General features: G+C 56.1%; 29 protein-coding genes. 5 read left to right on the top strand and 24 right to left on the bottom strand.

The window, feature by feature from the left end:
• Positions 1–120 precede the first annotated feature (120 nt).
• Entirely contained in the window at positions 121–1,224 is a 1,104-nt protein-coding gene (locus ET34_RS0113575) for an NADH:flavin oxidoreductase/NADH oxidase (protein WP_031522932.1), read from the top strand.
• Between the two features lie 173 nt (positions 1,225–1,397).
• Positions 1,398–2,138 (top strand): nitroreductase family protein, encoded by a 741-nt coding sequence (locus ET34_RS0113570; RefSeq protein WP_031522930.1) that lies wholly within the window; start codon positions 1,398–1,400, stop codon positions 2,136–2,138.
• A gap of 266 nt (positions 2,139–2,404) precedes the next feature.
• Here ET34_RS0113570 and ET34_RS0113565 read toward each other — a convergent pair whose 3' ends face one another.
• The 6 genes from ET34_RS0113565 to ET34_RS0113545 form a co-directional block, all read right to left on the bottom strand.
• Positions 2,405–2,797, bottom strand: a complete 393-nt coding sequence (locus tag ET34_RS0113565) for a DUF943 family protein (RefSeq protein WP_031522928.1) — start codon at positions 2,795–2,797, stop codon at positions 2,405–2,407.
• Entirely contained in the window at positions 2,790–3,947 is a 1,158-nt protein-coding gene (locus tag ET34_RS0113560) for a DUF3289 family protein (RefSeq protein ID WP_051640538.1), read from the bottom strand. The genes ET34_RS0113565 and ET34_RS0113560 overlap by 8 nt, the downstream gene beginning before the upstream one ends.
• On the bottom strand, positions 3,851–4,117 hold the full coding sequence (locus ET34_RS21895) for a PAAR domain-containing protein (protein WP_072002028.1): 267 nt from the start codon (positions 4,115–4,117) through the stop codon (positions 3,851–3,853). Before ET34_RS21895 ends, ET34_RS0113560 begins: the two co-directional genes overlap by 97 nt.
• Positions 4,118–4,274: 157 nt before the next feature.
• Complete coding sequence (locus ET34_RS0113555; RefSeq protein WP_031522925.1) at positions 4,275–4,610, bottom strand: DUF1869 domain-containing protein; 336 nt, start codon at positions 4,608–4,610, stop codon at positions 4,275–4,277.
• 8 nt (positions 4,611–4,618) lie between these two features.
• Positions 4,619–4,951 (bottom strand): DUF1971 domain-containing protein, encoded by a 333-nt coding sequence (locus ET34_RS0113550; RefSeq protein WP_031522924.1) that lies wholly within the window; start codon positions 4,949–4,951, stop codon positions 4,619–4,621.
• Between the two features lie 2 nt (positions 4,952–4,953).
• The gene (locus tag ET34_RS0113545) at positions 4,954–5,310 is read right to left on the bottom strand and encodes a DUF1971 domain-containing protein (RefSeq protein ID WP_031522922.1); all 357 of its coding nucleotides are present in this window, start codon (positions 5,308–5,310) and stop codon (positions 4,954–4,956) included.
• 252 nt (positions 5,311–5,562) lie between these two features.
• Here ET34_RS0113545 and ET34_RS0113540 point away from each other — a divergent pair, with 252 nt between their 5' ends.
• Complete coding sequence (locus ET34_RS0113540) at positions 5,563–5,862, top strand: hypothetical protein (protein ID WP_031522917.1); 300 nt, start codon at positions 5,563–5,565, stop codon at positions 5,860–5,862.
• Positions 5,863–6,244: 382 nt separating this feature from the next.
• Here the strand turns inward: ET34_RS0113540 and ET34_RS0113535 are convergent, their stop codons facing one another.
• From ET34_RS0113535 to ET34_RS21285, 7 genes are all read right to left on the bottom strand, one after another.
• A complete protein-coding gene (locus tag ET34_RS0113535) occupies positions 6,245–6,706 on the bottom strand; it encodes a hypothetical protein (protein ID WP_031522915.1) in 462 nt (153 codons plus the stop codon).
• Between the two features lie 10 nt (positions 6,707–6,716).
• A complete protein-coding gene (locus ET34_RS0113530) occupies positions 6,717–7,226 on the bottom strand; it encodes a hypothetical protein (RefSeq protein ID WP_031522913.1) in 510 nt (169 codons plus the stop codon).
• 32 nt (positions 7,227–7,258) lie between these two features.
• Entirely contained in the window at positions 7,259–7,756 is a 498-nt protein-coding gene (locus tag ET34_RS0113525) for a hypothetical protein (RefSeq protein WP_031522912.1), read from the bottom strand.
• Complete coding sequence (locus tag ET34_RS22985; RefSeq protein ID WP_236633862.1) at positions 7,753–7,905, bottom strand: hypothetical protein; 153 nt, start codon at positions 7,903–7,905, stop codon at positions 7,753–7,755. The genes ET34_RS0113525 and ET34_RS22985 overlap by 4 nt, the downstream gene beginning before the upstream one ends.
• A gap of 337 nt (positions 7,906–8,242) precedes the next feature.
• The gene (locus tag ET34_RS0113515) at positions 8,243–8,554 is read right to left on the bottom strand and encodes a hypothetical protein (RefSeq protein ID WP_031522910.1); all 312 of its coding nucleotides are present in this window, start codon (positions 8,552–8,554) and stop codon (positions 8,243–8,245) included.
• 12 nt (positions 8,555–8,566) lie between these two features.
• Positions 8,567–10,960, bottom strand: a complete 2,394-nt coding sequence (locus ET34_RS0113510) for a hemagglutinin repeat-containing protein (protein WP_236633868.1) — start codon at positions 10,958–10,960, stop codon at positions 8,567–8,569.
• A 153-nt stretch (positions 10,961–11,113) separates the two neighbouring features.
• Positions 11,114–13,282 (bottom strand): hypothetical protein, encoded by a 2,169-nt coding sequence (locus tag ET34_RS21285; RefSeq protein ID WP_031522905.1) that lies wholly within the window; start codon positions 13,280–13,282, stop codon positions 11,114–11,116.
• A gap of 465 nt (positions 13,283–13,747) precedes the next feature.
• On the opposite strand from ET34_RS21285, the gene mutS reads away from it, so the two are divergent.
• Positions 13,748–16,300, top strand: coding sequence for a DNA mismatch repair protein MutS (mutS, locus tag ET34_RS0113490; protein ID WP_031522901.1), 2,553 nt, complete (start codon positions 13,748–13,750; stop codon positions 16,298–16,300).
• 128 nt (positions 16,301–16,428) lie between these two features.
• Positions 16,429–16,857 carry an OsmC family protein gene (locus ET34_RS0113485; RefSeq protein ID WP_031522900.1) on the top strand — a complete coding sequence of 143 codons (429 nt, stop codon included), beginning with the start codon at positions 16,429–16,431 and terminating at the stop codon, positions 16,855–16,857.
• A gap of 91 nt (positions 16,858–16,948) precedes the next feature.
• Here ET34_RS0113485 and rpoS read toward each other — a convergent pair whose 3' ends face one another.
• The 11 genes from rpoS to cysN form a co-directional block, all read right to left on the bottom strand.
• Positions 16,949–17,941 (bottom strand): RNA polymerase sigma factor RpoS, encoded by a 993-nt coding sequence (gene rpoS / locus ET34_RS0113480; RefSeq protein ID WP_031522898.1) that lies wholly within the window; start codon positions 17,939–17,941, stop codon positions 16,949–16,951.
• Between the two features lie 103 nt (positions 17,942–18,044).
• Positions 18,045–19,181 (bottom strand): murein hydrolase activator NlpD, encoded by a 1,137-nt coding sequence (gene nlpD, locus ET34_RS0113475; RefSeq protein WP_031522896.1) that lies wholly within the window; start codon positions 19,179–19,181, stop codon positions 18,045–18,047.
• A 122-nt stretch (positions 19,182–19,303) separates the two neighbouring features.
• Positions 19,304–19,930 carry a protein-L-isoaspartate(D-aspartate) O-methyltransferase gene (locus tag ET34_RS0113470; protein WP_031522894.1) on the bottom strand — a complete coding sequence of 209 codons (627 nt, stop codon included), beginning with the start codon at positions 19,928–19,930 and terminating at the stop codon, positions 19,304–19,306.
• Positions 19,924–20,685: a 5'/3'-nucleotidase SurE gene (gene surE / locus ET34_RS0113465; protein WP_031522892.1), complete on the bottom strand. Its 762-nt coding sequence runs from the start codon at positions 20,683–20,685 to the stop codon at positions 19,924–19,926. The genes ET34_RS0113470 and surE overlap by 7 nt, the downstream gene beginning before the upstream one ends.
• A complete protein-coding gene (truD, locus tag ET34_RS0113460; protein WP_031522890.1) occupies positions 20,666–21,715 on the bottom strand; it encodes a tRNA pseudouridine(13) synthase TruD in 1,050 nt (349 codons plus the stop codon). Before truD ends, surE begins: the two co-directional genes overlap by 20 nt.
• Positions 21,712–22,191 carry a 2-C-methyl-D-erythritol 2,4-cyclodiphosphate synthase gene (gene ispF / locus ET34_RS0113455; protein ID WP_031522889.1) on the bottom strand — a complete coding sequence of 160 codons (480 nt, stop codon included), beginning with the start codon at positions 22,189–22,191 and terminating at the stop codon, positions 21,712–21,714. Before ispF ends, truD begins: the two co-directional genes overlap by 4 nt.
• Positions 22,191–22,898: a 2-C-methyl-D-erythritol 4-phosphate cytidylyltransferase gene (gene ispD, locus ET34_RS0113450; RefSeq protein ID WP_031522887.1), complete on the bottom strand. Its 708-nt coding sequence runs from the start codon at positions 22,896–22,898 to the stop codon at positions 22,191–22,193. Before ispD ends, ispF begins: the two co-directional genes overlap by 1 nt.
• Positions 22,899–22,916: 18 nt before the next feature.
• Entirely contained in the window at positions 22,917–23,228 is a 312-nt protein-coding gene (gene ftsB, locus ET34_RS0113445) for a cell division protein FtsB (RefSeq protein WP_024547983.1), read from the bottom strand.
• Between the two features lie 190 nt (positions 23,229–23,418).
• On the bottom strand, positions 23,419–23,748 hold the full coding sequence (locus tag ET34_RS0113440; RefSeq protein WP_031522884.1) for a DUF3561 family protein: 330 nt from the start codon (positions 23,746–23,748) through the stop codon (positions 23,419–23,421).
• 50 nt (positions 23,749–23,798) lie between these two features.
• Entirely contained in the window at positions 23,799–24,404 is a 606-nt protein-coding gene (gene cysC / locus ET34_RS0113435; RefSeq protein WP_031522882.1) for an adenylyl-sulfate kinase, read from the bottom strand.
• On the bottom strand, positions 24,404–25,840 hold the full coding sequence (cysN, locus tag ET34_RS0113430; protein ID WP_031522880.1) for a sulfate adenylyltransferase subunit CysN: 1,437 nt from the start codon (positions 25,838–25,840) through the stop codon (positions 24,404–24,406). Before cysN ends, cysC begins: the two co-directional genes overlap by 1 nt.
• Positions 25,841–25,848: the final 8 nt, after the last annotated feature.

Below are 25,848 nucleotides of genomic sequence, written 5' to 3'. Positions count from 1 at the left end.
TGGACGTTTTTCCCTTAACGCCACATACCGATCACGCAGAATTGCCGTCGGGGATCTAAGATGGCAGAAGGTCTCAGGACAGGTACGCGCAAGACTTTTACCAATTAAGGGGATAATGCTATGTCTGCACCGCAACTTTTTACGCCTTATAAACTCCGCGATCTGGAGCTGGCTAACCGCATCGTCATCGCGCCTATGTGCCAGTATTCGGCAGAGAATGGCTGTATGAACGACTGGCATATGATGCACCTCGGGCAGCTGGCCCAGTCGGGAGCCGGGCTGCTGACGTTTGAAGCCAGCGCGGTATCGCCGGAAGGCAGGATCACCTGGGCTGATGTCGGGCTCTACAGCGATGAGTGCGAAGCGGCGATGAAGCGCGTGGTTGACGCCATCCGCAGCTGGTCTGCAATTCCGCTCGCCATCCAGCTCTCGCACGCCGGGAGAAAAGCCTCCACCGCGCGCCCGTGGGATAACGCCGGACCGTTCGCGCCGGATGATGAAAAAGGCTGGCAGACCGTGGCCCCGTCCGCCGTTGCCTGGAGCGCGGATTCCACACCACCACAGGCGCTGGACGACGCCGGTTTAGCGGCAATACGTGACAGCTTTGCCGAGGCGGCAAAACGCGCAGCGCGACTCGGGTTTGATGTCATTCAGCTGCATGCGGCGCACGGCTATCTGCTGCACCAGTTTTTGTCGCCGCTCTCCAACCAGCGCACCGACAGCTACGGCGGATCGCTGCAGAACCGGGCGCGTTTCCCGCTGGAAGTGTTTGACGCGGTGCGCGCTGCGTTCCCGGCAGACAAGCCGGTCAGCGTGCGCATCTCTGCCACGGACTGGGTAGACGGCGGGTTTACCGTTGATGAAGCCGTGGAGTTCTCGAAAATGCTGGAAGCCCGTGGGGCGGATGTGATCCATGTGTCGAGCGGCGGCCTGCATCCCGCGCAGCAGATAAACGTCTACCCGGGCTACCAGGTGCCTCTGGCGCAGGCGGTGAAAAACGCCGTGGCGATCCCGGTTGTCGCCGTGGGGCTGATTACCGAGCCTGAACATGCCGAGTCCATCATCGCCAGCGGTGACGCTGACTTTATCGGCATTGCGCGCACCGCGCTCTACGACCCGCGCTGGCCGTGGCATGCCGCCGCGAAGCTGGGTGCCCAGGTGACGGTGGCAAGCCAGTACCAGCGCTGCCAGCCGCACGCCCTGAAAAACCTGTTCAAATCCTGATGCCGCACCGGGCGAGGCCGTTACCTGATAACGGCCTCGCCCGCCTCCCCCTTCGACGTTTTCCCGGCGGCTTTTGCGCCGGCAACCCGTGCCGCCCAACGGCATAGCGCATAGAGTGATAAATAAAGATGTGCGCGGGGCTGGTAGGCTTTTTCGACTTATAAGGAGACGTCATGAACGCCATTATTGATCTGTTTAACGACCACAAAAGCGAGCGCAGCTTTACCGATAAAGCCATTGATGACGCCACGCTTGAACGTATTCTGAGCACGGCTTACCACGCGCCTACCTCAGTGCACTCTCAGCAGGTGTCGGTTGTCGTCACCCGCGACGCGCAAAAGCGCGCCGAGATCTCCCGCATCGCCGGCGGCCAGCCGTGGATTGCGAAAGCGCCGGTATTCGTCACCTTCGTACTCGATATGTATAAAACCGAGGTCGGGATGAAGCTTATCGGTAACCAGCAGGTGGCTCACGAGAGTATTGAAAGTATCGTTGCGGGTGCCACCGATATCGGCATCGCGCTGGGCTCGGTGATGGCCGCTGCCCGCTCTGAAGGGCTGGGTATTGTGCCAATTGGCGGTATCCGTCTGCATCCGCAGGCGCTGACCAGCCTGCTCGAACTGCCGGAACATACCTTCCCGGTCGCCGGCGTGGTGATTGGTCATGTCGATCAGCCTTCGCATCATAAACCGCGTCTGCCGCTCGACACCTTCCGCCACGATGAGACCTACAAAACCGCCGGTCTGGAAGAGAAAATCACCCGCTATAACCAGCAGATGCTCGACCACTGGCAGGCCATTGGCCGTACCGACGGCGACACCTGGAGCGCCAGCGTGAGCGGCTACTATCAGCACGTCTATTTCCCTGATGTACTGCCCGCGATCCTCAAGCAGGGCTTTGGCGTCGATAAATAAGCACCGCCACCCCGCGGCCTGTGCTGACTAACCACAAAAAACGGAGCGCTGTGCTCCGTTTTTTTATTGGGCCGGGCGGGGCCGGTTACGCCGTGTTTCTCGCCTTCCAGGGCGGGTAAGGCTGTGCATCCGCTACTGCTGCGTTTTCAAAGGTGGGTGCGCTACGCTTACATCCTGGGGCTTTGTTGGCTGCGTAGTCATGTTTACAGGGCAAGGGATTCTGCGTGAAAAGGATTCAGGAAGATGCTTTTTTAAACGGCACATCTTTATCGATAAAGCATCCCTGTATTTTTACTAAATCTAATCCAGAGATGAATTTTCTTTTCGATACATCTGGCATCAACGGGCATGTCATCAAAGCACAGCAGATCCGAATCTTCATCCGTTCCTCTGTCGATACGATACCCCTCACCAAAGTCCATAATGACCACGCTGTAATAATCATCTTCGCGTTTATCCGGTATACCGTATTGCGCCTGAATCATGTCTTTATTGGCTTGCCACCAGGCTATCTGCCGGCTTTTCAGATACGGAAAATTCCTGACCAGTATCGTATTACCCTCATGGACAGCCACAATTTCAACTGGCGTAAAATACTGCCAGAGCAGGTAGCCGCAGGATGCAGCCGCAATAACACCCGCTATCAGTCGTTTATTCACCCCGCCCTCCGCTGATTTCAACGGTGGTATTTATCTCAGTAATAAAAGGCCTGTAGCCATATTCTTTCCAGCGCTGGAGCACGAACCACAGCCGGAATATACGAAATTCTCGATAAACAGGATTGAGCACATCGTCATCATCGAGGCCAAAGTGATCCTGAATACGGTAGTGCACTTTCGCCCGGAAGCTATCGCCCGTCACCTCCAGTGATTCCAGTGTGATATGCGCTGCCCACATATCATGAACGGCGATCACTAATCCGTTGGTACGGTCTATCAGACGGTCAAACTTAGGGAGTACAGCTGCATTAACTTCCTTGAGGTTACCCTTTTCATCGAATAAATCGTCCTTCTCATTGAGAGGAATGAGCCCATATTCGTAATTGATTGCAGCCTTCAGTGCGCTTTTTATTTTCAATAAAGAGCTTTGTTCTGAACGGTCACTCATGATCTGCTCTCTCAGCGCCTGGTCCAGTAATGGGCTGCTGTAGGGCGTGCCGCTGTTGCCCTGCATATGCGTAATCATCTCTGTAATGATGTGCTGATATTCGCCATGAAAAGAGAACAGCTTCGCCAGTTCCCGGAATTCATCAAACATGAGAGCGGCGGCCTCCTCGCGGCTAACCACTGGCATAGTGTCTGGTATTGCCGCGATAGCATACGGCGACGACATCATGTAAGGATTGGGTTGATTCAGCAGCCTTAGCGTACGGGCATTTACTCTTGCAGATACCGTATCCACATCGAGATTCAGTTTATTACGCAGGGTCAGCGCATCCAGATCGCCGTGATGCATGTCTTTGGCTTTATCGTCATCCATCTGGCGTAGGGTCTGGTAAATCAGTGCGGGAAGAGGCATGGGCTCCGGCCGCGAGGCTTGTGCCTGCTGACCTGCCGCCGGCACCCCATCACTGAATCCGGAAGGTGCCGCATCGGGGGAAGGATGCTGAACAGCGTCCTTATCAGACGCATGCATCCAGGATGGGCATGAAGCATCATCAGAAGCGCTATTTTCCCCGCTGTCGATGAAGACATTACTGCTGCCAGAGATAACTACACCGCCGCAGTTAATACCATGACCAACGGCGACCGCGGGCTTCCCGTTGATAAATACCGATGATGCACCTTCTGCGATGACGCGGGCATGCATGCCACAGCCATTACCGCAGGTGCACCGTGTGGCGCGACGGCATCACCGACTCTGGCGGCAGGCTGGCCGTTAATAAACACATTTGGGCTACCTTCGGTTATCGCGGTATCCGGGAAACATCCATGCCCACTGGCTATATCATCCTTTCTGGCTGCCTCTGCCTCTGTCACTAACTCCCTGTAATCTTTACCGGAATCATACTACCCGACGACAGTGATGGCGCATAATATTTGAGCGTTTCAGAGTAATGCGGTTATTTCAGGCGCTGCACCACGCCCGTATAGCAGCGCGACTGGGGTTTGATGCCATTCAGCTCGACGCGGCACGCTACCAGCCACAGACGTTATGCTCATCGTCGTCATCGTAGCCGCGCACGATATTGATAAGCGCTTTCACGGCATCTGCCGCGTTGGTCTCGTCTGCCGCGTCTTCAAGGGTGGCAAAATCCTTATCCACCGACACGCCGTTATTGTTATTGGTCACCGTTAGCACCACGCTGCCCCGCGCCTCGCCCAGCGTCCGGGCCAGGGTAGCGACCGCGGCGGCGGCCACGGCAGGCACATACAGCGCCATCGGTTTCATATACACCTTGCTGGCGTCCTGCCCGGTTTCACGGTTTTTCAGTCCCAGCGTGTAGCCTTTGTTTTCAGTTGCAACGTCCATCGCCTGTTTCACTCCTCAAGAAGGATCTGTGGATCAACATAAAAATCAACGCTGAAGATGACATCGTCAGACAGCGCCTCGATCAGATGCCACTCCTCCGCCGGGAACACGCCGAACTGACCCGCGTTAATCACGAAGCTTTCCACCACCTCGGGGCTGTGCTGGTCCGCATAGCGGCAGTAGCGTATCGCGCCGCGCATTACCGACAGACGCGGCAAGACGCCCTGGCGCGTGCCGGCATCGAGATGACGCTGCCAGATGCCGGGCGGCGCGGTTTGCAGGCTCCAGAACGGCGTGCTGCGAACGTGAACATAATGGGTGGGAATTTCGATCCTGTTCATCGCTACGCCTTACTGGTGTTGACCACCTGACCAAAGCCTTTGCCATTCAGTTGGGCGTCCGGCTCGGCAAAGAAATCAATATTGAAAAAGGTATCGTCGGTAAGAAGTTCGATGCGGTGCCATTTCTGCGGCGGGCTGATGCCAAAACTACCGGCCTCGATCACCAGCTCCAGATCCGGCGTGGTGCTTTCCGCGTCCGGAAAACCAAAGTATTTCACCGCCCCGCGCATGACGGAGAGACGGCCATAGACCCCGGCTTTGGTGTTGTGGTGGCTGAGCAGCGCAGCAGGCACGCTGGATTTATCGAAGAAGGCGGTGGCGCGGGTGTGAACGTAATGCGAAGGGATAATCGTATTCATAATCTTACCTCATGCTGTAAGCCCAAAAGCTTAAGTTCTGTGCCGCCAGCCAACCGGCGAGGCACGAAAGGGTCAGGTAAAGCGCAAATAAGATGCATTTAAAATACACCTTATAAAATCAGATGCAAAGTGAGATTTACATCACGCTTTAATGCTGGACAGTTGAGGGGCTGGAGGCGTTGAAGGGGCTGCGCGAGCGCTGCCAGGCTGAGGATAGACTACGCTTAAAGCTTACTGACAGAGGAGAAAACGATGGCTGATTCCACACTTATCGACACGCTGCAGTTCGGCCCGAACGATGCTCCCACGCATAAATATGAAGTTTATGGCGACGACGAGAAAACTCCGACCTATGCGCTGATTTACCAGCACAGCGGCGGCGACTGGGAAAAGATCGATGAAACCCTGACCTTTGCGGCAAAGGATGAGCAGGACGAAGCGAGCAGCACGATGGATTACGGCTCCAGCGATGGCCTGCCGGAACTGCGCGACCTCCCCGCCGAAGCGCGCGAGCGCAGTGAAAAACACTGGCGGGATAATTTTGCTGATTGATGTGAAATAAGACAGTGATACCGGGTTGAGGCCCGGTTTTTATTTTGGGTTTTAGGTAATTATATATTATCTACGTACTTATTTAATTATCAGTTATTTGGTATATGCAGTGTTTAGTATAGCCATAAATTACAGACCAATCTGTTTAATAGATTAACACACCATGAGAAAATCTCGTTAACCTCATTTATTGCTAAATGACATTAGCCCCTCAAAAACACACTAACATAAAAAATATAAAAATAATAACAACCACTCTTGAAAATTATTATAATTCATTATGTTACAATTAGAAAATGCAACAAATATCACGTAATTTAATCATCCACACTCGTTATGGAATAGTATTCCTCAACTTAGCTTGTTGATTACTGTCACAGTATTAATCAAAAACAAAGCCTGGCCCCTCAAAAAAACTCTTTACATGTTTAGATAGTTTCACTAAATCTTCGAAAGCTTTCGGACTGAACGCTGGCTCAAATCTTGCCATGTAATCATCGATATGGATATCAAATTCACGCGCTTTTATTTTCATGTCCTGTACATGCTTCGGCAAAACGCAACGATTGACTCCATTTCCAAATTCTCTTTTTTGACTAATTAAAATCCATTCCACTGCACCTGAATAGCATGCAAGCGCCTGTTGAAGATTATTAACGATATCGGCACATTCATTTTGAAAACGAAAGCTTGTATAGGGAAAATAAAATGATCTGTCCTCTTGCCTTTTCAGTTCGCCTTTGATTTGGACTTCAGGATAGCGATTACGAAAACGCATCCACTCAAGCTCTCCCAGGCTTTCAATAACTGCTAACAATTCCTTTCCGTAAATGATTGTCTTCATTTATAACCTTTTATTTATCAGAGACAGTTATACCTTCTGGGTTTCTTGAATGGATATGTTTCCTCAGTTGCCCTTCGTAATTAGCAAGATATGGCGCAGCCGCCCCGGCAAGTGCCGCATTCATATTGCCGCCGCTCAGCCCCTGAACGATAGCCGTGGTGGCCTGGATGGCGCGCTGGTACGACCCGCCCGTCCCCATCTCACTCTTCTCCAGGGGACTGTTATAGAACCCGTCGTAGAGATACTGAGAGACGTCCTGTTCTGTCGCCGTTTTATTCGGATTGAGCTGTTCCCACGCTTTGCGTGCACTTTCCCTGTCCTCCTTCTGCACGCCTTTCATTTTTTCATTCGCGCTTTCGGTCGCTGCAATCTCACCGTACGTCGACACAATCTTCCCGACCTGCGAGCTAATCTCGCCGATAAGCTGCGCCTGCTCCATGCAGCGCTGCTCTTTTTCCTTGTCGAAGATTTTGCTGATGCTGTCGTTGGCGTTCTGCGCGTCGCGGCTCAGGTCGGCCACATCCTGTTTTTACCAGCGTCGCCAGCATCAGGTTACATATCTTTAAGATCAGTCAAAGAAATCATTTCATTACGACGTATTGATTTCAACTTGTCACAATCTGGAATGGCTTCGATCAGATTTCGTATAGTTCCTCTTTGATATATTTTTTCCCGATACGTTTCTTCGTTATCCAGTGAATAAATTAGCCTTTCATACTTCCCATTAAAACCTAAATGGAATACAAAGCCCTTGTTTGATAACTCACCAAAGTCAAGGTATATCAAAGAACCAGGTGTTTCCCCAGAGAAGTCTATTTTACTTAATGGTGTAGATCCGATTTCCGGGACTTTTCCTTGTTCTAACCGAACCAGACCCTCAGATAGACTTTCCTTCAGAAAGGAAATAACTGAATATAAATCCACAAAAACATTATCTCCAAGAATGAAGTCCTGATCTATTATAATATTAAAAATACCATGGGGAGTAATTATTTCTTTTAGATACTCAACCTGAATACCAATAACAGAAATATCTTCGCTTATAATCATTTTAATTTCCAACCTTCTTGTTTTCTCAGTTCACTCTTAACCTTATTATCTAAAGTTAAAGGGTTCCGTTTATCAGCTGTACTTCCTGCCCAGTGATAAGTGTTAGTTCCATCCGACATAAATTGATGAACATTCCCATCTTTATCCATCGAAAATCTCTTTTTAGCGCCAGATATTGAAATAGAATGTTCAAATAATTCAAATGAATTTTTAGGTTCAATACCTGCTCTGGAGCCACCAAAATCTTTTGTCCCCGGTGTATGTTTAGGATTAGATTGATAGCTAAACCCATTGTTAGCTTTCTGTGGGTAAGGTACGGGAATTGCACTTCCTTGACTACCGCGGCCATTCGCTTTCGCGACCCCGACAGCAACACCCGGTCACACTCGCGCTTGTTCGCCGCCGTGCTCACATACGCCTGGCGACTGAAGGGCTCAATAGTAACTAACAGATAAAAAATCCCGGCGTTTGAGTGCCGGGATTCATTTATTTAATTTCTTTTCTTAGATAGACAAATCCATCCAATGGCTCTAAATCCTTAAAAAATCTTAGGTCAAAAAAGACTTCATCCACTACATTTTTTATTTCATCATTAGATGATGTGTTTGCCAGTATGTTAGCAATCACTTCATCTATACTTTCATGATCGGATTCCTCTACCTCTCGATCAAGATAATATCTTAATATCAACGTCCTCTCCGCATTGAATTCGACCGCAATAGCTCTTATTGATGGATATATCTCTCCAAGTAAAGCCTTGACTATCCATATAAATAACCAATCTGGTAGTTTTTTCATAACCTTAATTCCTTAATGTTGCACAGGATTTGCTGGAACGATATGCGCACCATTTTTTCCATAATGTACTATCCCGTAATTTGTTGGTTGTCCTTCATAATTACCAATGGGCTTTACGAAGTTAACAACAGGTTGATTTCTGGGAGTCATCCTAATTATCTTATATTCACCAGAATGAACCCCATTCAATAGTTTCTGTGGTTCAATGCCGTCAAGTAGTGGGGAACGACCTGGTGTATAGTTATTATGCCCTGGAATGTGTTTCCCCTGTTGACCTGAGTGGATGTCTTTAGATAACCCAGCAGGTACAGGTAAACCTTTCGATGGTATATATCCTTTAGCGAAATTTTTAGCAAGTTGAACAATATTTTTACCCAGCATCCCCATTGATGCCAATGCTGCCTGATTTTCCGGATCAGATGCAAACGCAGCAAATTTTGTCCAGCCAGGGCTATTAACGTCTATGTTTGCCAAGTCCTGTCCATTCCATTTTTGGACATAAGCTTTGGCTTCCTCACTGGTCATTACCGCCAGGCCGAGATTGCCCATCCAGCCGGGACGCTCTGTCATACCAACGCCGCCCTGAGCAACTTCCTTATCAATAACCTGGGCTTCCAGCGGATTGTCTTTCAGCTTCTGGTCGGTTTCTGCACTCTGTTTGTCACTGATGGCTTTCCATTTATCAATAATCGCCTGGCAGTCCCCACCGGATTTGCGGCAGTCCGACAGTTCTTTATCAAAAGTCAGCGCCTGAGTTGAACTCAGAGCATTATTCTCAACCGCATTCTTCCCGGCCAGGCCCGCATTAACTGCCGTTGCGCCATTATCACCAATCAGCCCGCCGGCCAGGGTTGACGCCAGCGTCGCCAGCGCGCTCACGGTCTGCTTGTCCGCCTCGGAAAGCTCGCCTGCCGTGACGCCTTTGAGGTCAAGTGCAATCATCCCGGCCAGCTCGCCGATGCTGGCGCCCGCTGCGCCTGCGGCGATATCCTGTTTCTGGACGGCGGCCAGGGCTGCACCGAGAACGGCATGCGCAATCAGGCGTGCTTCCTTATCCTCTTTAGCAATATGCTGTGCGATTTGATTGGCAAGGTAAGGTGCGGCAGCCCCGGCAAGTGCTGCGTTGATATTGCCGCCGCTCAGCCCCTGAACGATAGCGGTAGTGGCCTGGATGGCGCGCTGGTACGACCCGCCCGTTCCCATCTCACTCTTCTCCAGGGCACTGTTATAGAACCCGTCGTAGAGATACTGTGAGACGTCCTGTTCTGTCGCCGTTTTATTCGGATTGAGCTGTTCCCACGCTTTGCGTGCACTTTCCCTGTCCTCCTGCTGCACGCCTTTCATTTTTTCATTCGCGCTTTCGGTCGCCGCAATCTCACCGTACGTCGACACAATCTTCCCGACCTGCGAGCTAATCTCACCGATAAGCTGCGCCTGCTCCATGCGGCGCTGCTCTTTTTCCTTGTCGAAGATTTTGCTGATGCTGTCGTTGGCGTTCTGCGCGTCGCGGCTCAGGTCGGCCACATCCTGCTTCTGCCGGTCCTGGTCCCGCACTACGATGGTGCCCTGGCTGATGGCGGCCTGCGTGGTACCGTCGGAATGTCCGTTGCTGCCGGCACCCATCAGCATCACATTGCCGATGTTGCTGGCAATCAGCGCGCCGATGCCCCCGGTGCTGAACCCGCCGCCCTGGTGCTGTACCCTGAAGTCGGCTTCGTTGTAGATATCCCCGAAGCCCAGCGTGCCGGTGTCGAGACGGTTTTTGTCTGCGGTTGCTGTGCTTGCCAGTACCGCGCCGTCGAGCTGGGTGTGCTCGCCCACGGTGACGTCGAACCCGCCTGCCCCGGCGAACAGCCCGCTCTGGTCGTTGACGCTGCGGTATTTGCTGTCCATTTTGTCACGGCTGAAACTAAAGCTGCCGCCCGGCCCACCACCACCAAAGGTATAACTCAGCCCGCCGCTGACGCTGCCCTGCTTGCTGGTGTAGTTGTCGATGTCCTGCTGGCTGGCGATGGTCAGGCTGCGGCCAACGTCAGCCGTCACCTGCGAGCCTTTAACCTGCGCACCGGCAAGAGCGGTGTCGCGGTCGCTGACCAGCGTTACCGTATTACCGGCATTCACGGTGGTGTTGCTGTGGGTGAGGGAATTCCCCTTTTGTTTGCCGCTGCTGGCGTTCGCGTTGGCCGACACGCTCAGCCCGTTGGTGGTGCCGCCGAATCCCAGCGCGACGCCCACGCTACCGCCATGGCTGCTGTTGCTGCCCGTGACCAGGTTGGTATTCTGCCCGGAAATCAGATTGATATCGCGAGCGGCATCCAGCGTAACATCTTTCCCGGCCTTAAGCTGGCTACCAACTACGGTGATATCCCCGTTGTTTGCCGCGTTGCCTTTACCGGTGGCGGTGATGGCGAGGTTATCGCCAACGGTGAGACGACTGCCGGTAACCGTGTCGCTCTCTTCATGGGCAACAAGGCTGCGATAACGGTTCGTTAATTACTATTCTCCCGCTATAAAAAAACCGCAGGGCAATGCCTGCGGCTGTCAGCCTTTCCGTATAATTTATAGCGATTTACTGGAGGGCGAGGTCATCTTACCGATACGCTCTGCCAGCTGCTGGGCTTCCATCTGATGACGCGAGGCGACCGGCGGTGCGCTGGCGCGGCTGCTGATCGACGCGGTGTCGCTGATGATGGATCCCTCGCGGCTGTCGGGTAGCGGGACATCCTGCCCGGTAACCACTGATGAGGCCGGGCTTGCCGGGCGTGGCGTCCCGGCGGGTGTGGTCGCGTTGCTGGCGAACATCCGGTTCATCTCTGAACCGGTGACGCTCGCAGGGCTTGCCGGGCGTGGCGTCCCGGCGGGCGTGGTGGCGTTGCTGGCGAACATCCGGTTCATCTCTGAACCGGTGACGCTCGAAGGGCTTGCCGGGCGTGGCGTCCCAGCGGGCGTGGTCGCGTTGCTGGCGAACATCCGGTTCATCTCCGAACCGGTGATGCTGGCGGGGCTTGCCGGGCGGGCCGGGCTGGCCGGACGCGGGCTGCTGGCAGCCGTAGCGGCGGTGCTGTTGAAATCCTGCTCCGCATCTGACCCGGTTGTCTCAGCGGTACTCGCCGGACTGGCCGGACGCGCTGTGCCAGCGGGCGTGGTGGCATTGCTGGCGAACATTCGGTTCATTTCCGAACCGGTGACGCTGGCGGGACTTGCTGAACTTGCCGGGCTGGCCGGACGCGGGCTGCTGGCAGCCGTAGCGGCGGTGCTGTCAAAGTCCTGCTCCGCATTCGACCCGGTGGTCTCAGCGGTGCTTGCCGGGCTGGCCGGGCGCGACGGCGGGGAGGCATCCTCGGCGCTGGTTGCTGCAGAGTGAACAGAGCTGGCGGGGGTGGCTAACGCGCTGTCGCCCCCGTCTGGCAGCGGAATATCCTGCGCCGTGGCCGGTGATGGTGTAGTGGTGTCGCCGGTCGTCTCAGCCCCGGAATCACGCCAGCGATGATACATCGCCATGAGCTCGGTCGTGCTGACACCTGCTAACCCCTGACCAAAATAAGCCAGCGCTGCCGCACCGAGGTTCGCCCCTTGCGCAGCGGCCTCCACTCTTGAGCGGAATGCCGGACTGGACAACAGAGAGGTTCGATCAAGGCCTGTGTTGCTGATAGCATCCGCAAGGACATCTTCACGCGCACTTGTTTTTGCCATGTTGGTCAACCCAAGCCCGACACCCAGTGCGACCTTTTCTGCGAACTGATTCGGTGTACCAAGGTTCGCAAAACCCGCACGCCAGTTATCGCCGGTGGTAAAAGCATCCCTTCCCGCGGTCGCCAGTCGATTTTTTCCTCCGTTATAAATCTGATCGGACATCGTGGTTTTCGACAGCGCCATATAGCGCTCTTTCCAGTCGGTGCGGCCAAACAGGAATTCGGGACCGTGAAGTCTGTCGTATTTATTCTGGACCACACCACTTAATGAGCCTGCCGCTGCGGTCAGGACACCGCTGACGACTTTATTGCCGATATAGCCAGGCTTTGTGGTGCTTTCAAGGATACCGGGCGGTGGCGCATGCGGGTCATTTTCTGGCAGCGCCTGTGTCCCCACCGCCACGGAACCGGTGAAAATATTACGCGCATCGAAGCCCGACCCACCCATAGCGGCCTGAGACACCTTATGCACGCCGTTGTCGCGTTTTTTCACCACTTCCTGCATATAGGGTTCCAGCGCATCCATATCAGCCTGCATCCATTTTGTATCTTTCACGCTGTTGGCAAACACTTTTTCCAGCACGGCTTTAAACCCTACTGCCGTCATGCCGCCTGCCATACCGGAAACCATATCGTGCACATGGGTGCCGGGCTGTAATCCCAACTGATGACAAATGCCCTTACCAATAAGATCGCCCGGCACCTCCGACAGGGCATAGCCCAGCGCACCGACGGCACCTTCAAACGCTTTTGTCACCTTGTCAAACTCGTACCCTTTTTTTATCACCGCCTCGACATCGCTGGGCTTCTGGCCCAGCTCATCGTGCAGCGCAGTGGCTTTCTCTTTCGCAATATCAGCAGGGAAATAGTCCGTCAGGATATGGGCAATGTCGTTGATGTTTTTATGCCGGGCCGTTGCTGCTTGATCTGCGCGTGCAGCAGACTGGGTTTCCTGTGACCCTCTGTTCGACAGCTCTATGTTGTTCGTATTGCTGTGGGCAATATGTGGTCGGTGACCGCCTACGTGGTTAACCATGTTTCTCACTCCGCTAAAATCTGCTGCGATTAAGCCAGCGCGAAGCGCCGACCCACCCTTGACCTTGCGAAATGAGTACCGCCCCTTCCCATCGCGCAACGATAAGGTTGAGTGAGCGCTACGCGCCTCTGGTTTCACGAACAGAAGAGAAACTTATGCATTTGTGACTGTGTTCATAAAAATGTCATATCCAGGATATATCGGTGCCTGGCTGCCGCTGCGATTGATTTTTACGAAGCGCTTCGTGCTTTTCATTCCTCCCGCTTGCCCTGTTGTTTTCCTGCTTCCCAGACTTCGTTATCATGCGCCCTGTATCCTTATGAAACGCAATGCGGACGATGCAGCGCGGCTGCGTCACTCTTCCGACCTTCATGAGATGTATTGAAAAGGCGTGCACCTGATGAGAACACTAAACTCACGCCCTCATTGAAATTCAATAACATAGACATCAAACGCTGGAGCACAATGGCTAATCTCGACGCCCACACCCCCATGATGCAGCAGTACCTGAAGCTGAAAGCGGAGCATCCGGAGATCCTGTTGTTCTACCGGATGGGTGACTTCTACGAGCTGTTTTATGACGATGCGAAGCGTGCGTCGCAGCTGCTGGATATCTCCCTGACAAAACGCGGCGCGTCGGCGGGCGAGCCGATCCCGATGGCCGGTGTGCCGCATCACGCGGTGGAAAACTACCTGGCGAAGCTGGTGAACCTCGGTGAGTCGGTGGCCATCTGCGAACAGATTGGCGATCCGGCAACCTCAAAAGGGCCGGTGGAGCGCAAAGTGGTGCGTATCGTCACGCCTGGCACCATCAGCGACGAGGCGCTGCTGCAGGAGCGTCAGGACAATCTACTGGCCGCCATCTGGCAGGATGCGAAAGGCTTTGGCTACGCGACGCTGGATATCAGCTCTGGCCGTTTTCTCCTCAGCGAGCCGCAGGATAAAGAAACCATGGCCGCCGAGCTGCAGCGCACCAACCCTGCCGAGCTGCTTTATGCCGAAGATTTTACTGATATGGCGCTGATCGATGGCCGCCGCGGGCTGCGCCGTCGCCCACTGTGGGAGTTTGAAATCGACACCGCGCGCCAGCAGCTCAACATGCAGTTCGGCACGCGGGATCTGATCGGCTTCGGCGTCGAAAACGCGCCGCGTGGGCTGTGTGCTGCAGGCTGCCTGCTGCAGTACGTAAAAGATACCCAGCGCACCGCCCTGCCCCATATTCGTTCCATCACCATGGAGCGCCAGCAGGATGGCATCATTATGGATGCCGCCACGCGCCGCAATCTGGAGATCACCCAGAACCTCAGCGGCGGCATTGAAAATACCCTGGCGTCGGTGCTCGACTGCACGGTCACGCCGATGGGCAGCCGGATGCTCAAGCGCTGGCTGCATATGCCGGTGCGCGATCGTGACGTGCTGCGCAAGCGCCAGCAGACCCTGAGCGCGCTGATGGAGCGCACCGCCGAGCTCCAGCCGGTGCTGCGCCAGGTGGGGGATCTGGAACGTATTCTGGCGCGTCTGGCGCTGCGTACTGCCCGCCCGCGCGACCTGGCGCGGATGCGTCACGCGTTCCAGCAGCTACCGGCGCTGCGCGACATGCTGGCCGATGTCGACACCGATTATGTACAGACCCTGCGCGATACCATGGGCGAGTTCACCGACCTGCGCGAGCTGCTGGAACGCGCGGTCATCGAAGCACCGCCGGTACTGGTACGCGATGGCGGTGTAATCGCGCCCGGCTATAACGCCGAGCTGGACGAGTGGCGCGCGCTGGCCGACGGGGCGACCGATTACCTCGACCGGCTGGAGATCCGCGAGCGCGAGAAGCTTGGGCTGGATACCCTGAAGGTCGGGTTTAATGCGGTACACGGGTACTACATTCAGGTCAGCCGCGGACAGAGCCATCTGGTGCCCATCAACTACGTGCGCCGCCAGACGCTGAAGAATGCCGAGCGCTACATCATTCCGGAACTCAAAGAGTACGAAGACAAGGTACTGACTTCGAAAGGCAAAGCGCTGGCGCTGGAGAAGCAGCTCTACGAGGAGCTGTTCGATCTGCTGCTGCCGCACCTCGGCGATCTTCAGCAGAGCGCGGCGGCGCTGGCGGAGCTGGACGTGCTGGTTAACCTTGCCGAGCGTGCTGATGCGCTGAACTATCACTGCCCGACGCTGAGCGATAAACCAGGCATTCGCATTACCGAAGGCCGTCACCCGGTGGTGGAGCAGGTGCTGAACGAGCCGTTTATCGCAAACCCGCTGTCGCTCTCGCCCCAGCGCCGGATGCTGATTATCACCGGCCCGAATATGGGCGGTAAAAGTACCTATATGCGGCAGACCGCGCTTATTGTGCTGATGGCGCACATCGGCAGCTTCGTGCCGGCAACGCAGGCGGAGATTGGTCCGGTGGACCGCATCTTTACCCGCGTCGGTGCGGCGGACGATCTGGCGTCGGGACGCTCAACCTTTATGGTGGAGATGACCGAGACCGCCAACATCCTGCATAACGCCACGGAAAACAGCCTGGTGCTGATGGATGAGATTGGGCGCGGCACCTCGACCTATGATGGCCTGTCGCTGGCCTGGGCCTGCGCCGAGAGTCTGGCGAACCGCATTAAGGCGCTGACGCTGTTTGCGACCCATTACTTCGAGCTGACCACCCTGCCCGAGAAGATGGAAGGCGTGGCGAACGTTCACCTGGACGCTATCGAACATGGCGATACCATCGCCTTTATGCACAGCGTGCAGGATGGCGCGGCGAGCAAAAGTTACGGCCTGGCGGTAGCGGCGCTGGCGGGCGTGCCGAAAGAGGTGATCAAGCGCGCCAGAGCCAAACTGCGCGAGCTGGAGAGCCTGTCGGGCAACGCGGCGGCCACGCAAATCGACGGCACCCAGATGTCGCTGCTGGTTCCGGCGGAGGAGACCTCCCCGGCGCTGGAAGCGCTGGAAAATCTCGACCCCGACTCCCTCTCTCCGCGTCAGGCGCTGGAGTGGATCTACCGCCTGAAAAACCTGGTGTAGTTAGCCTGCTCCTTCCTTACCGCTGTAGAGGAGGAGCATCCTCAAACCCGGAAGGCTCCGAGTTCCCACCCAACCCCGTTATCAGCTCCTATACTTAGCACTTCATTCAGAGAAAAAAGGAGCTAAGCATGACCATTCATAAGAAAGGGCAAGCACACTGGGAAGGCGATATCAAACGCGGAAAAGGTACCGTGTCTACCGAGAGTGGCGCCCTGAACCAGCAGCCGTACGGCTTCAACACCCGTTTTGAGGGTGCAGCGGGAACTAACCCGGAAGAGCTGATCGGTGCGGCGCATGCGGCCTGCTTCTCTATGGCGCTCTCCCTGATGCTGGGTGATGAAGGGTATACCGCGCAGAGCATCGATACCACGGCGGATGTGTCGCTGGATAAGAAAGACGCTGGCTTTGCGATCACCAAAATCGCCCTGCAGAGTAAGGTGCGCGTGCCGGATATCGAAGATGCCGCGTTTGACGCCATCATTCAGAAAGCCAAAGCGGGTTGCCCGGTTTCTCAGGTACTGAATGCCGAGATCACGCTCGACTACACGCTGAATTAAGCTGCAGGCCGGCACGCTACGGTGAGCCGGCCTTATCAGCAAGCAAAAAAAAGGCCGGTCATTTGACCGGCCTTTTTTATACAACGTCGTATTATTCGCGGAACAGCGCTTCGATGTTCAGGCCCTGCGTCTGCAGAATTTCGCGCAGACGGCGCAGACCTTCTACCTGAATCTGACGCACGCGTTCGCGTGTCAGACCGATTTCACGGCCTACGTCTTCCAGGGTTGCGGCTTCATAACCGAGCAGACCAAAGCGACGTGCCAGCACTTCACGCTGTTTGGCGTTCAGCTCGAACAGCCATTTGACGATGCTTTGCTTCATGTCATCGTCCTGCGTGGTGTCTTCCGGACCGTTTTCTTTCTCATCGGCCAGAATGTCCAGCAGCGCTTTCTCAGAGTCACCGCCCAGAGGGGTGTCAACCGAGGTGATACGCTCGTTCAGACGCAGCATACGGCTAACATCGTCAACCGGTTTATCGAGCTGCTCTGCGATCTCTTCCGCGCTTGGCTCATGGTCAAGCTTGTGGGAGAGCTCGCGTGCGGTACGAAGGTACACATTCAGCTCTTTCACGATATGAATCGGCAGGCGAATGGTACGGGTCTGATTCATGATGGCGCGTTCGATGGTCTGACGGATCCACCAGGTTGCGTAGGTTGAGAAACGGAACCCGCGTTCCGGGTCAAACTTCTCAACGGCACGAATCAGGCCGAGGTTACCTTCTTCAATCAGATCCAGCAGTGCCAGACCACGATTGCTGTAACGACGTGCAATTTTCACCACCAGACGCAGGTTACTTTCAATCATGCGACGGCGGGATGCCACATCACCACGCAGCGCGCGGCGTGCGAAGTAAACTTCTTCTTCAGCGGTTAAGAGCGGGGAATAACCGATCTCACCAAGGTACAGCTGAGTGGCATCAAGTACACGTTGTGTAGCGCCCTGTGATAACAGCTCTTCTTCGGCAAGTTCGTTCTCACTGGGTTCCTCTTCTACTAAGGCTTTCTCGTCGAAAACCTCTACTCCGTTCTCATCAAATTCCGCGTCTTCATTTAAATCATGAACTTTCAGCGTATTCTGACTCATAAAGGTGGCTCCTACCCGTGATCCCTGGATACAGCACCTGACGGCGACTCATGCGTCATGTTCGCTGACATGAGTGAGTCCGCACGCGCGGTACTACATCGACTCATCGCTGCGGTAAAAACTGCAGCGGGTTTACGGATTTCCCCTTGTAACGAATTTCAAAATGTAAACGTGTTGAACTGGTTCCGGTGCTACCCATGGTAGCGATTTTCTGCCCCGCCTTAACTTCTTGTTGTTCCCGGACCAGCATTGTGTCGTTATGGGCGTAGGCACTCAGGTAATCATCGTTATGTTTTATGATGATAAGATTACCGTAACCGCGCAGCGCATTTCCTGCGTAAACCACCCGACCATCTGCGGTCGCCGTGATGCTCTGTCCCTTAGAGCCTGCGATATCGATACCTCTGTTCCCACCCTCGGAGGAAGAGAAGTTTTCGATGACTTTGCCATCAGTTGGCCAACGCCACGATGAGACAGGGGCACTGGCTGTCTGACTACTGGCAACGGGTTCGGTAGTGCTAACAACCGGTGCGGTTACAGGTGCTGTGACAACAGTCCCAGCGCTCTTATTACCCGGCAACATCTTATTAGCACTCTGTTCACCTGAATTTTCAGAATACGTAATTGTCGGTTGGGACGCAACCACCCTGGTTGAATTTTGCGCGGGTTTAGTCGCCAGTCCCTGGGCGCTGGCGTCAGCGGCCGAGACGGTATTCCCCGGAGTGATTGGTCGTCCTGAAGCATTTTCAATTTCAAGAGTTTGCCCGACAGTCAGGCTGTACGGGGCCGCAACGCCATTTCGCTGCGCCAGGTCACGGAAATCGTTCCCGGTGATCCAGGCGATATAGAACAGCGTATCGCCGCGTTTGACCGTATAAGTATTTCCACCGGTATAACTACCTTTAGGAATATTCCCATACTGACGATTGTAAACTATACGCCCATTTTGGGTTTGTACAGGTTCAGCGATCGTGTTTTGCACCGGAGCGGGCTGCGAAACGGGAGCAGAAATGACCGGTTGCGCGGACTGAATTTGCGGTGCGGGTGCAGGCGATACCGTGCCCATTTTAGGCGGTTGCGTGACCAGCATGCCGCCGGAACTTTCCGTGCCGGCATTGCCGCCCACCGAACTGATTGGAGCTTGCGAGGTGTTATTGTTGCTGCAGCTTGCGACTGCCAGCGCGATAAGCGACAGTGTGACTGCCCGGCGTGCTGTGTGAAGTGGGCTTCCCGTGCTCATTATTCCCCCGATAAAAAAGTAACTAGCGTGACGTAAAATCCCGCGGACGGGTGCGTTGACGCTGGCGTAGTGCGCTCACTTTACGCATAACTTACCGCCAGGCAACAGGAAAAACTCCTGGTTCAGGCCAGCTCGCCCTTCACCAGCGGTACAAAACGCACCGGTTCCACGGTGTCAATGACATAATCGCCGCCGCGACGACGCACGCGCTTCAGCACCTGCTGCTCGTCACCTACCGGCAGGACCATCACACCGCCATCGTCGAGCTGCGACAGCAGCGCAGCCGGGATCTCTGCCGGTGCGGCGGTAACAATAATAGCGTCAAACGGCGCGCGCGCTTGCCAGCCTTGCCAGCCATCGCCGTGGCGGGTTGAAATATTGTGCAGATCGAGCTGCTTCAGACGACGTCGCGCCTGCCACTGCAGCCCTTTGATACGTTCAACGGAACAGACATGGTGCACCAGATGCGCGAGGATTGCGGTCTGGTAACCGGAACCGGTGCCGATCTCCAGCACCCGGGATCCCGGCGCCAGCGTCAGCAGCTCGGTCATACGTGCGACCATATAGGGCTGAGAAATGGTTTGCCCGGAACCGATAGGCAGCGCGACGTTTTCCCAGGCTTTGTGCTCAAGCGCTTCGTCGATAAACTTTTCGCGCGGCACGCAGGCAATGGCCTCAAGCACCTGCTCGTCTTTAATGCCCTGAGAACGCAGCTGTGCCAGCAGGGTTTGTATGCGCGCGCTTACCATTGTTCATTTACTCCGGCGCGCTCCAGCCATCCTGACACCACCTCCTGCGCACTGTAGGCCGTCAGATCCACATGCAGCGGCGTCACCGACACATAGCCTTCATCCACGGCGGCAAAATCGGTGTCCGGTCCGGCATCGCACTTCTCGCCCGGCGGGCCTATCCAGTAGAGCGTATTCCCGCGCGGATCTTCCTGAGGAATCACCTGATCGGCCGGATGGCGGCTGCCGCAGCGGGTAACGCGGATGCCTTTGATTTCGCTCAGCGGCAGATCGGGCACGTTGATGTTGAGAATGCGTCCGGTGCGCAGCGGTTCCCGCGCCAGACCGCGCAGGATGATACAGGTGACGGCTGCGGCGGTATCGTAGTGCTGGTGGCCATTGAGCGACACGGCGAGGGCCGGAAAACCAAGATGACGGCCTTCCATCGCGGCCGCCACCGTACCGGAGTAGATGACGTCATCGCCGAGGTTTGGCCCGGCGTTGATGCCGGACACCACCACATCCGGACGCGGGCGCATCAGGGCGTTAACCCCGAGGAACACGCAGTCGGTCGGCGTGCCCATCTGCACCGCGATATCGCCGTTGGGAAAGTTGAAGGTACGAAGCGAGGATTCCAGCGTCAGCGAGTTGGACGCGCCGCTGCGGTTGCGATCGGGCGCAACCACCTGCACCTCGGCAAATTCCCGCAGGGCGTTCGCCAGGGTCTGAATGCCTGGCGCATGGATACCATCGTCGTTACTCAGCAATATTCGCATAGTCACCTGACGTGTTCATCAGTTCCCGTACCACACTGGTGGCGAAGCTGCCGGCGGGCAGCCAGAAGCGCAGCTCGACGGTAACGTCGTCCCACCAGTCCCAGCAAAGTTCATGAGGATAGAGCAGCATTGCGCGGCGCGCGGCCTCTACTTTCTCACGCTCCAGCAAATGTTGTAAATCCACGCATTCAGCAAGGGCTTGCTGTTCAAACGCCAGCGCATCGCGCTGGGTGCCCCACTCGCCGCTGCCCGGCAGCGCGGCGGTAATCATCAGCGCGTGGCTGTTGACGCGCGCCTGCACATCGGCCATCTCGTCCGGCGTGGCAACGAACCAGCTACCGCGCCCGGCTAATTGTAGCGCATCGCCGTCAACAACTTGATTCACGTCCATTTTTTTCAGACGTTCGCTGACCAGCTGGTTAAAAAGCGCACTGCGTGCGGCAGAGAGCCAGAAGCTACGCTTGTTGCGATCGCGCACCGGGCCAGGATTTTGCGCCCAGCGCAGCGCGCCCTGCAGGTTGCTGCCGCCAATGCCAAAACGCTGGATGCCGAAATAGTTCGGTACGCCCTCGGTGGCGATGCGCTCCAGCCGGGCCTGCATCTCATCGCGCCGGGTGACGTCGCGCAGCACCAGCCGGAACGCGTTACCGCGCAGCGCCCCAAGCCGCAGCTTGCGCTTGTGGCGGGCGTACTCCAGCACCTGGCACCCTTCAAGGGTGAAGGCCGACATATCCGGCATCTCTTTCCCCGGCAGGCGTACGCAGAACCACTGTTCGGTCACCGCGTGTTTGTCTTTCTGCCCGGCGAAGCTCACCTCTTTAGCGTGTACGCGCAGGAATTTCGCCAGCGCGTCAGCAACGAACCGCGTGTTGCAGCCCTCTTTGCGAATGCGCACCAGCAGCTGCTCGCCCTCGCCGTCCGGCGCGAAGCCAAGATCTTCCTGCACCACGAAATCTTCCGGGTTGGCTTTCAGCGTGCCGCTGCCCTGCGGGGCGCCGTGCAGGTACGTCAGGTTGTGCACATCGATCATTGGCGCGCCTTCACCAGCAGCGCCACCGCTTCACAGGCGATGCCTTCGCCACGCCCGACAAAGCCGAGCTTTTCGGTGGTGGTGGCTTTCACGTTGACGTCATCCATATGGCAGCCGAGATCTTCGGCGATAAACACGCGCATCTGCGGGATATGCGGCAGCATCTTCGGCGCCTGGGCGATGATGGTCACGTCAACGTTGCCGAGGGTATAACCCTTCGCCTGAATACGACGCCAGGCCTCGCGCAGCAGCTCGCGGCTGTCAGCGCCTTTGAACGCCGGGTCGGTGTCCGGGAACAGCTTGCCAATATCGCCCAGCGCCGCCGCGCCGAGCAGCGCATCGGTAAGGGCATGCAGCGCGACATCACCGTCGGAGTGGGCCAGCAACCCCTGCTCATAAGGGATTCGGACACCGCCGATGATAATCGGGCCTTCGCCGCCAAAGGCGTGTACGTCGAAACCATGTCCAATACGCATTATGCATTCTCCTGGAGGGTTAACCGGGTAAGGTAAAATTCCGCAAGCGCCAGGTCTTCCGGACGGGTCACTTTAATATTGTCTGCGCGACCGTGGATAAGTTCAGGGTGATAGCCGCAATACTCCAGCGCCGACGCCTCGTCGGTGATGTTTGCCCCCTCATTCAGGGCGCGGGTGAGGCAGTCGTGGAGCAGTTCGCGGGGGAAAAGCTGTGGGGTAAGCGCGTGCCAGAGATCAACGCGATCCACTGTGTGGGCAATGGCCGGTTGGCCCGGCTCGCCGCGTTTCATGGTGTCGCGCACCGGTGCGGCAAGGATGCCGCCGATGGTGCTGCGCGCGGTCAGCGCCAGCAGCTTTTCAAGGCAGTCGGGATGCAGACAGGGGCGCGCCGCATCGTGCACCAGCACCCAGGGCGCATCGCCTGCCTGACGCAGCCCGGCCAGCACGGAATCGGCGCGCTCGCCGCCACCCTGCACCACCACCACGCGGGGGTCGGTCGCCAGCGGCAGGCGGTGGAACCAGATATCATCGGCGCTGATGGCAACGATCGCTTTCACGATGCGGGGATGGCGAAGCAGCCCTGCCACCGCGTGTTCGAGAAGGGTTTTATCGCCGATAGTGAGATATTGCTTGGGGTGTTCCGCTTGCATCCTGCTGCCAATGCCAGCAGCCGGCACAACGGCAACGACATTCGGTGAGACGACCATGTAGTAACCTGAGTCTGGTTAGGGATTGTTTTGTCCTGACCCCCAGTTGCGCTTAGACGCTTCCGGAACCAGGCGGTAGAAGGTTTCCCCTGGCTTGGTCATGCTCAATTCATTGCGTGCGCGCTCCTCAATCGCCTCCTGGCCACCATTGAGATCGTCAATTTCAGCAAAGAGTTGATCGTTTCGCGCTTTGAGTTTGGCGTTAGTCGCCTGCTGTGCCGCCACATCTTCACTGACGCGGCTGAAATCATGTATGCCGTTTTTGCCGAACCACAGCGAATACTGTAGCCAGACCAGTAAAGCCAGCAATAGCAGCGTTAGTTTGCCCATTCCGCCCCCTGAAAAACGGCAACATCATCCCATAACTTGCCGCAACACTCTACCCTCGCGGCCACGCATGGCCTGTAATCCGGGGTCACCTGAATGCGGCAGAATGTAGCACACAATTCCGGGCGCTGTCGTGGTTACGAAGCGCTACATACCTGCATAACGTCTGTTACGGTTTGAAGCATGTGGCGGGCTAGCCCATCAGCCATAAGAATAACGCACCGAATAGTATCGCAACGGTAATAATCGTCGCGACGATGCTGAGCAGCAGTCGGCCGTTGAGCAGAGAGTGCAGCGCGACCCCAACCACCACCGAGACCGGCAGCAGCGCCAGAAAGAAGGGCCAGGTGTAGAGCAGGAAGAACAGCGTATTAGAGCCGTAGATAAGGAACGGGATGCCGAGCGCCAGCAGCCAGGAGAGCAGACCCAGGATAGCGCCAGGCACTGACCAGGTTGTCTCCTCGATGTCACGCTTATCCGGTGATTCAGCCTGTGAATAAATCATATGGGTGCTGTCGCGCATAGGTAATCCTGTAACTGGCCTGCCGGGATAAAAGGCATCCCGGCAGTGCCTCAGGATTTGATGATATAGCCCTGCCGCAGCAGGTCTAACAATTGCGCAATCAATTTTGTTACTAATTGTTGGCCGTCGAGGTGAATTTCCGGCTGCTCAGGCGCTTCATAAACCGCATCAATGCCGGTGAAATTGCGCAGCTCGCCGGCACGGGCTTTTTTATACAGCCCCTTGGGATCGCGCGCCTCGCATACCGCCAGCGGCGTATCGACAAATACCTCAATAAACCGCCCCTGCCCGACCCGCTCGCGCACCATCTGCCGTTCGGCGCGATGGGGGGAAATAAAGGCAGAGAGCACGACCAGCCCGGCGTCGGCCATCAGATTCGCCACTTCACCGACGCGGCGGATGTTCTCTTTGCGATCGTCATCGCTAAAGCCCAAATCGCTGCACAACCCGTGGCGCACGTTGTCGCCGTCAAGCAGATAGGTGCTGATGCCGAGCTGGTGCAGGGCTTCCTCCAGCGCTCCGGCAACGGTGGATTTCCCCGAGCCGGACAGCCCGGTAAACCACAGCACCACGCCCTTGTGGCCGTGAAGCTGCTCGCGCTGCTCAACGGTCACGGGATGCGGATGCCAGACAACGTTTTCGTCATGCTGCGCCATTATTTGCCTCCCGCCAGATCGCGCAGGTCGCGCGCCTCCCAGTGTGGGAAGTGGCGGCGGATCAGGGCGTTCAGTTCCAGCTCGAAGGCGCTGAAATCCGACTGCGCACTGCGTGCTCCGCTCAGGGGTTCAGAGACCATCCCGGCGCCCACGGTGACATTGCTCAGGCGATCGATAAATATCAGCCCGCCGGTCACCGGGTTTTGCTGGTACTTATCAAGGTTCAGCGGCTCATCGAACGTCAACTCAACCTGGCCGATACCGTTCAGCGGCAGATGCTCAACGCTGTGGCGGGTCAGATTGTTGATGTCCACCTGGTGGTGAATCGCATCCACCCGGGCGCGGGTTTTCTTGCCAGCGATTTTAACGTCGTAGCTCTGGCCTGCGCTCAGCGGCTGCTCCGCCATCCACACTACGTCCACCAGCGCACTTTGCACCGCGGCGACGTCATCGGCGGCATCGACAATGGTATCGCCACGGCTGATATCGATCTCGTCATTCAGCACCAGGGTAATCGCCTCGCCCGCCGCGGCTTCCGGCAGATCGCCGTCAAAGGTCACGATGCGCGCCACGGTGGATTCCACTCCGGACGGCAGCACTTTCACACGCTGACCGGCTTTGATATGGCCGGAAGCGAGCGTACCGGCGTAACCGCGAAAATCGAGGTTCGGGCGGTTAACGTACTGCACCGGGAAACGCAGCGGCTGCGCTTCCACCGGACGGGCGATTTCGACGGTTTCCAGCACTTCCAGCAGCGTCGGGCCGCTGTACCACGGCATCGTCGTACTGTTACTGGCAACGTTGTCGCCCTCCAGCGCTGAGAGCGGCACGAAGCGAATATCCAGATCGCCCGGCAGTTCGGCAGCGAAGGTCAGGTAATCCTGTTTGATCTGCTCGAAGGTCTGCTGGCTGTATGCCACCAGGTCCATTTTGTTTACCGCTACCACCAGGTGGCGAATACCCAGCAGGGTCGAAATAAAGCTGTGACGACGGGTCTGATCCAGCACGCCTTTACGGGCGTCAATCAGCAGGATCGCGAGATCGCAGGTTGACGCCCCGGTCGCCATATTGCGGGTGTACTGCTCGTGCCCCGGCGTATCAGCGATGATAAATTTACGCTTCTCGGTGGAGAAGTAGCGATAGGCCACGTCGATGGTGATGCCCTGCTCGCGCTCCGCCTGCAGGCCATCCACCAGCAGCGCGAGGTCAAGCTTCTCGCCCTGGGTGCCGTGACGCTTGCTGTCGTTGTGCAGCGACGAAAGCTGGTCTTCATAGATCTGGCGGGTGTCATGCAGCAGGCGGCCAATCAGGGTGCTTTTCCCGTCATCCACGCTGCCGCAGGTCAGAAAGCGCAGCAGGCTTTTGTGCTGCTGGGCGTGCAGGTACGCTTCGACGCCGCCTTCCTGAGCAATTTGTTGTGCGATAGTGGTGTTCATGACGGCTC

The sequence above is a fragment of the Siccibacter colletis genome (genome assembly GCF_000696575.1).
GTDB lineage: Bacteria > Pseudomonadota > Gammaproteobacteria > Enterobacterales > Enterobacteriaceae > Siccibacter > Siccibacter colletis.
The sequence above is the reverse complement of the archived record's forward strand: the minus strand, read 5'-3'. Positions and strand labels throughout refer to the sequence as shown.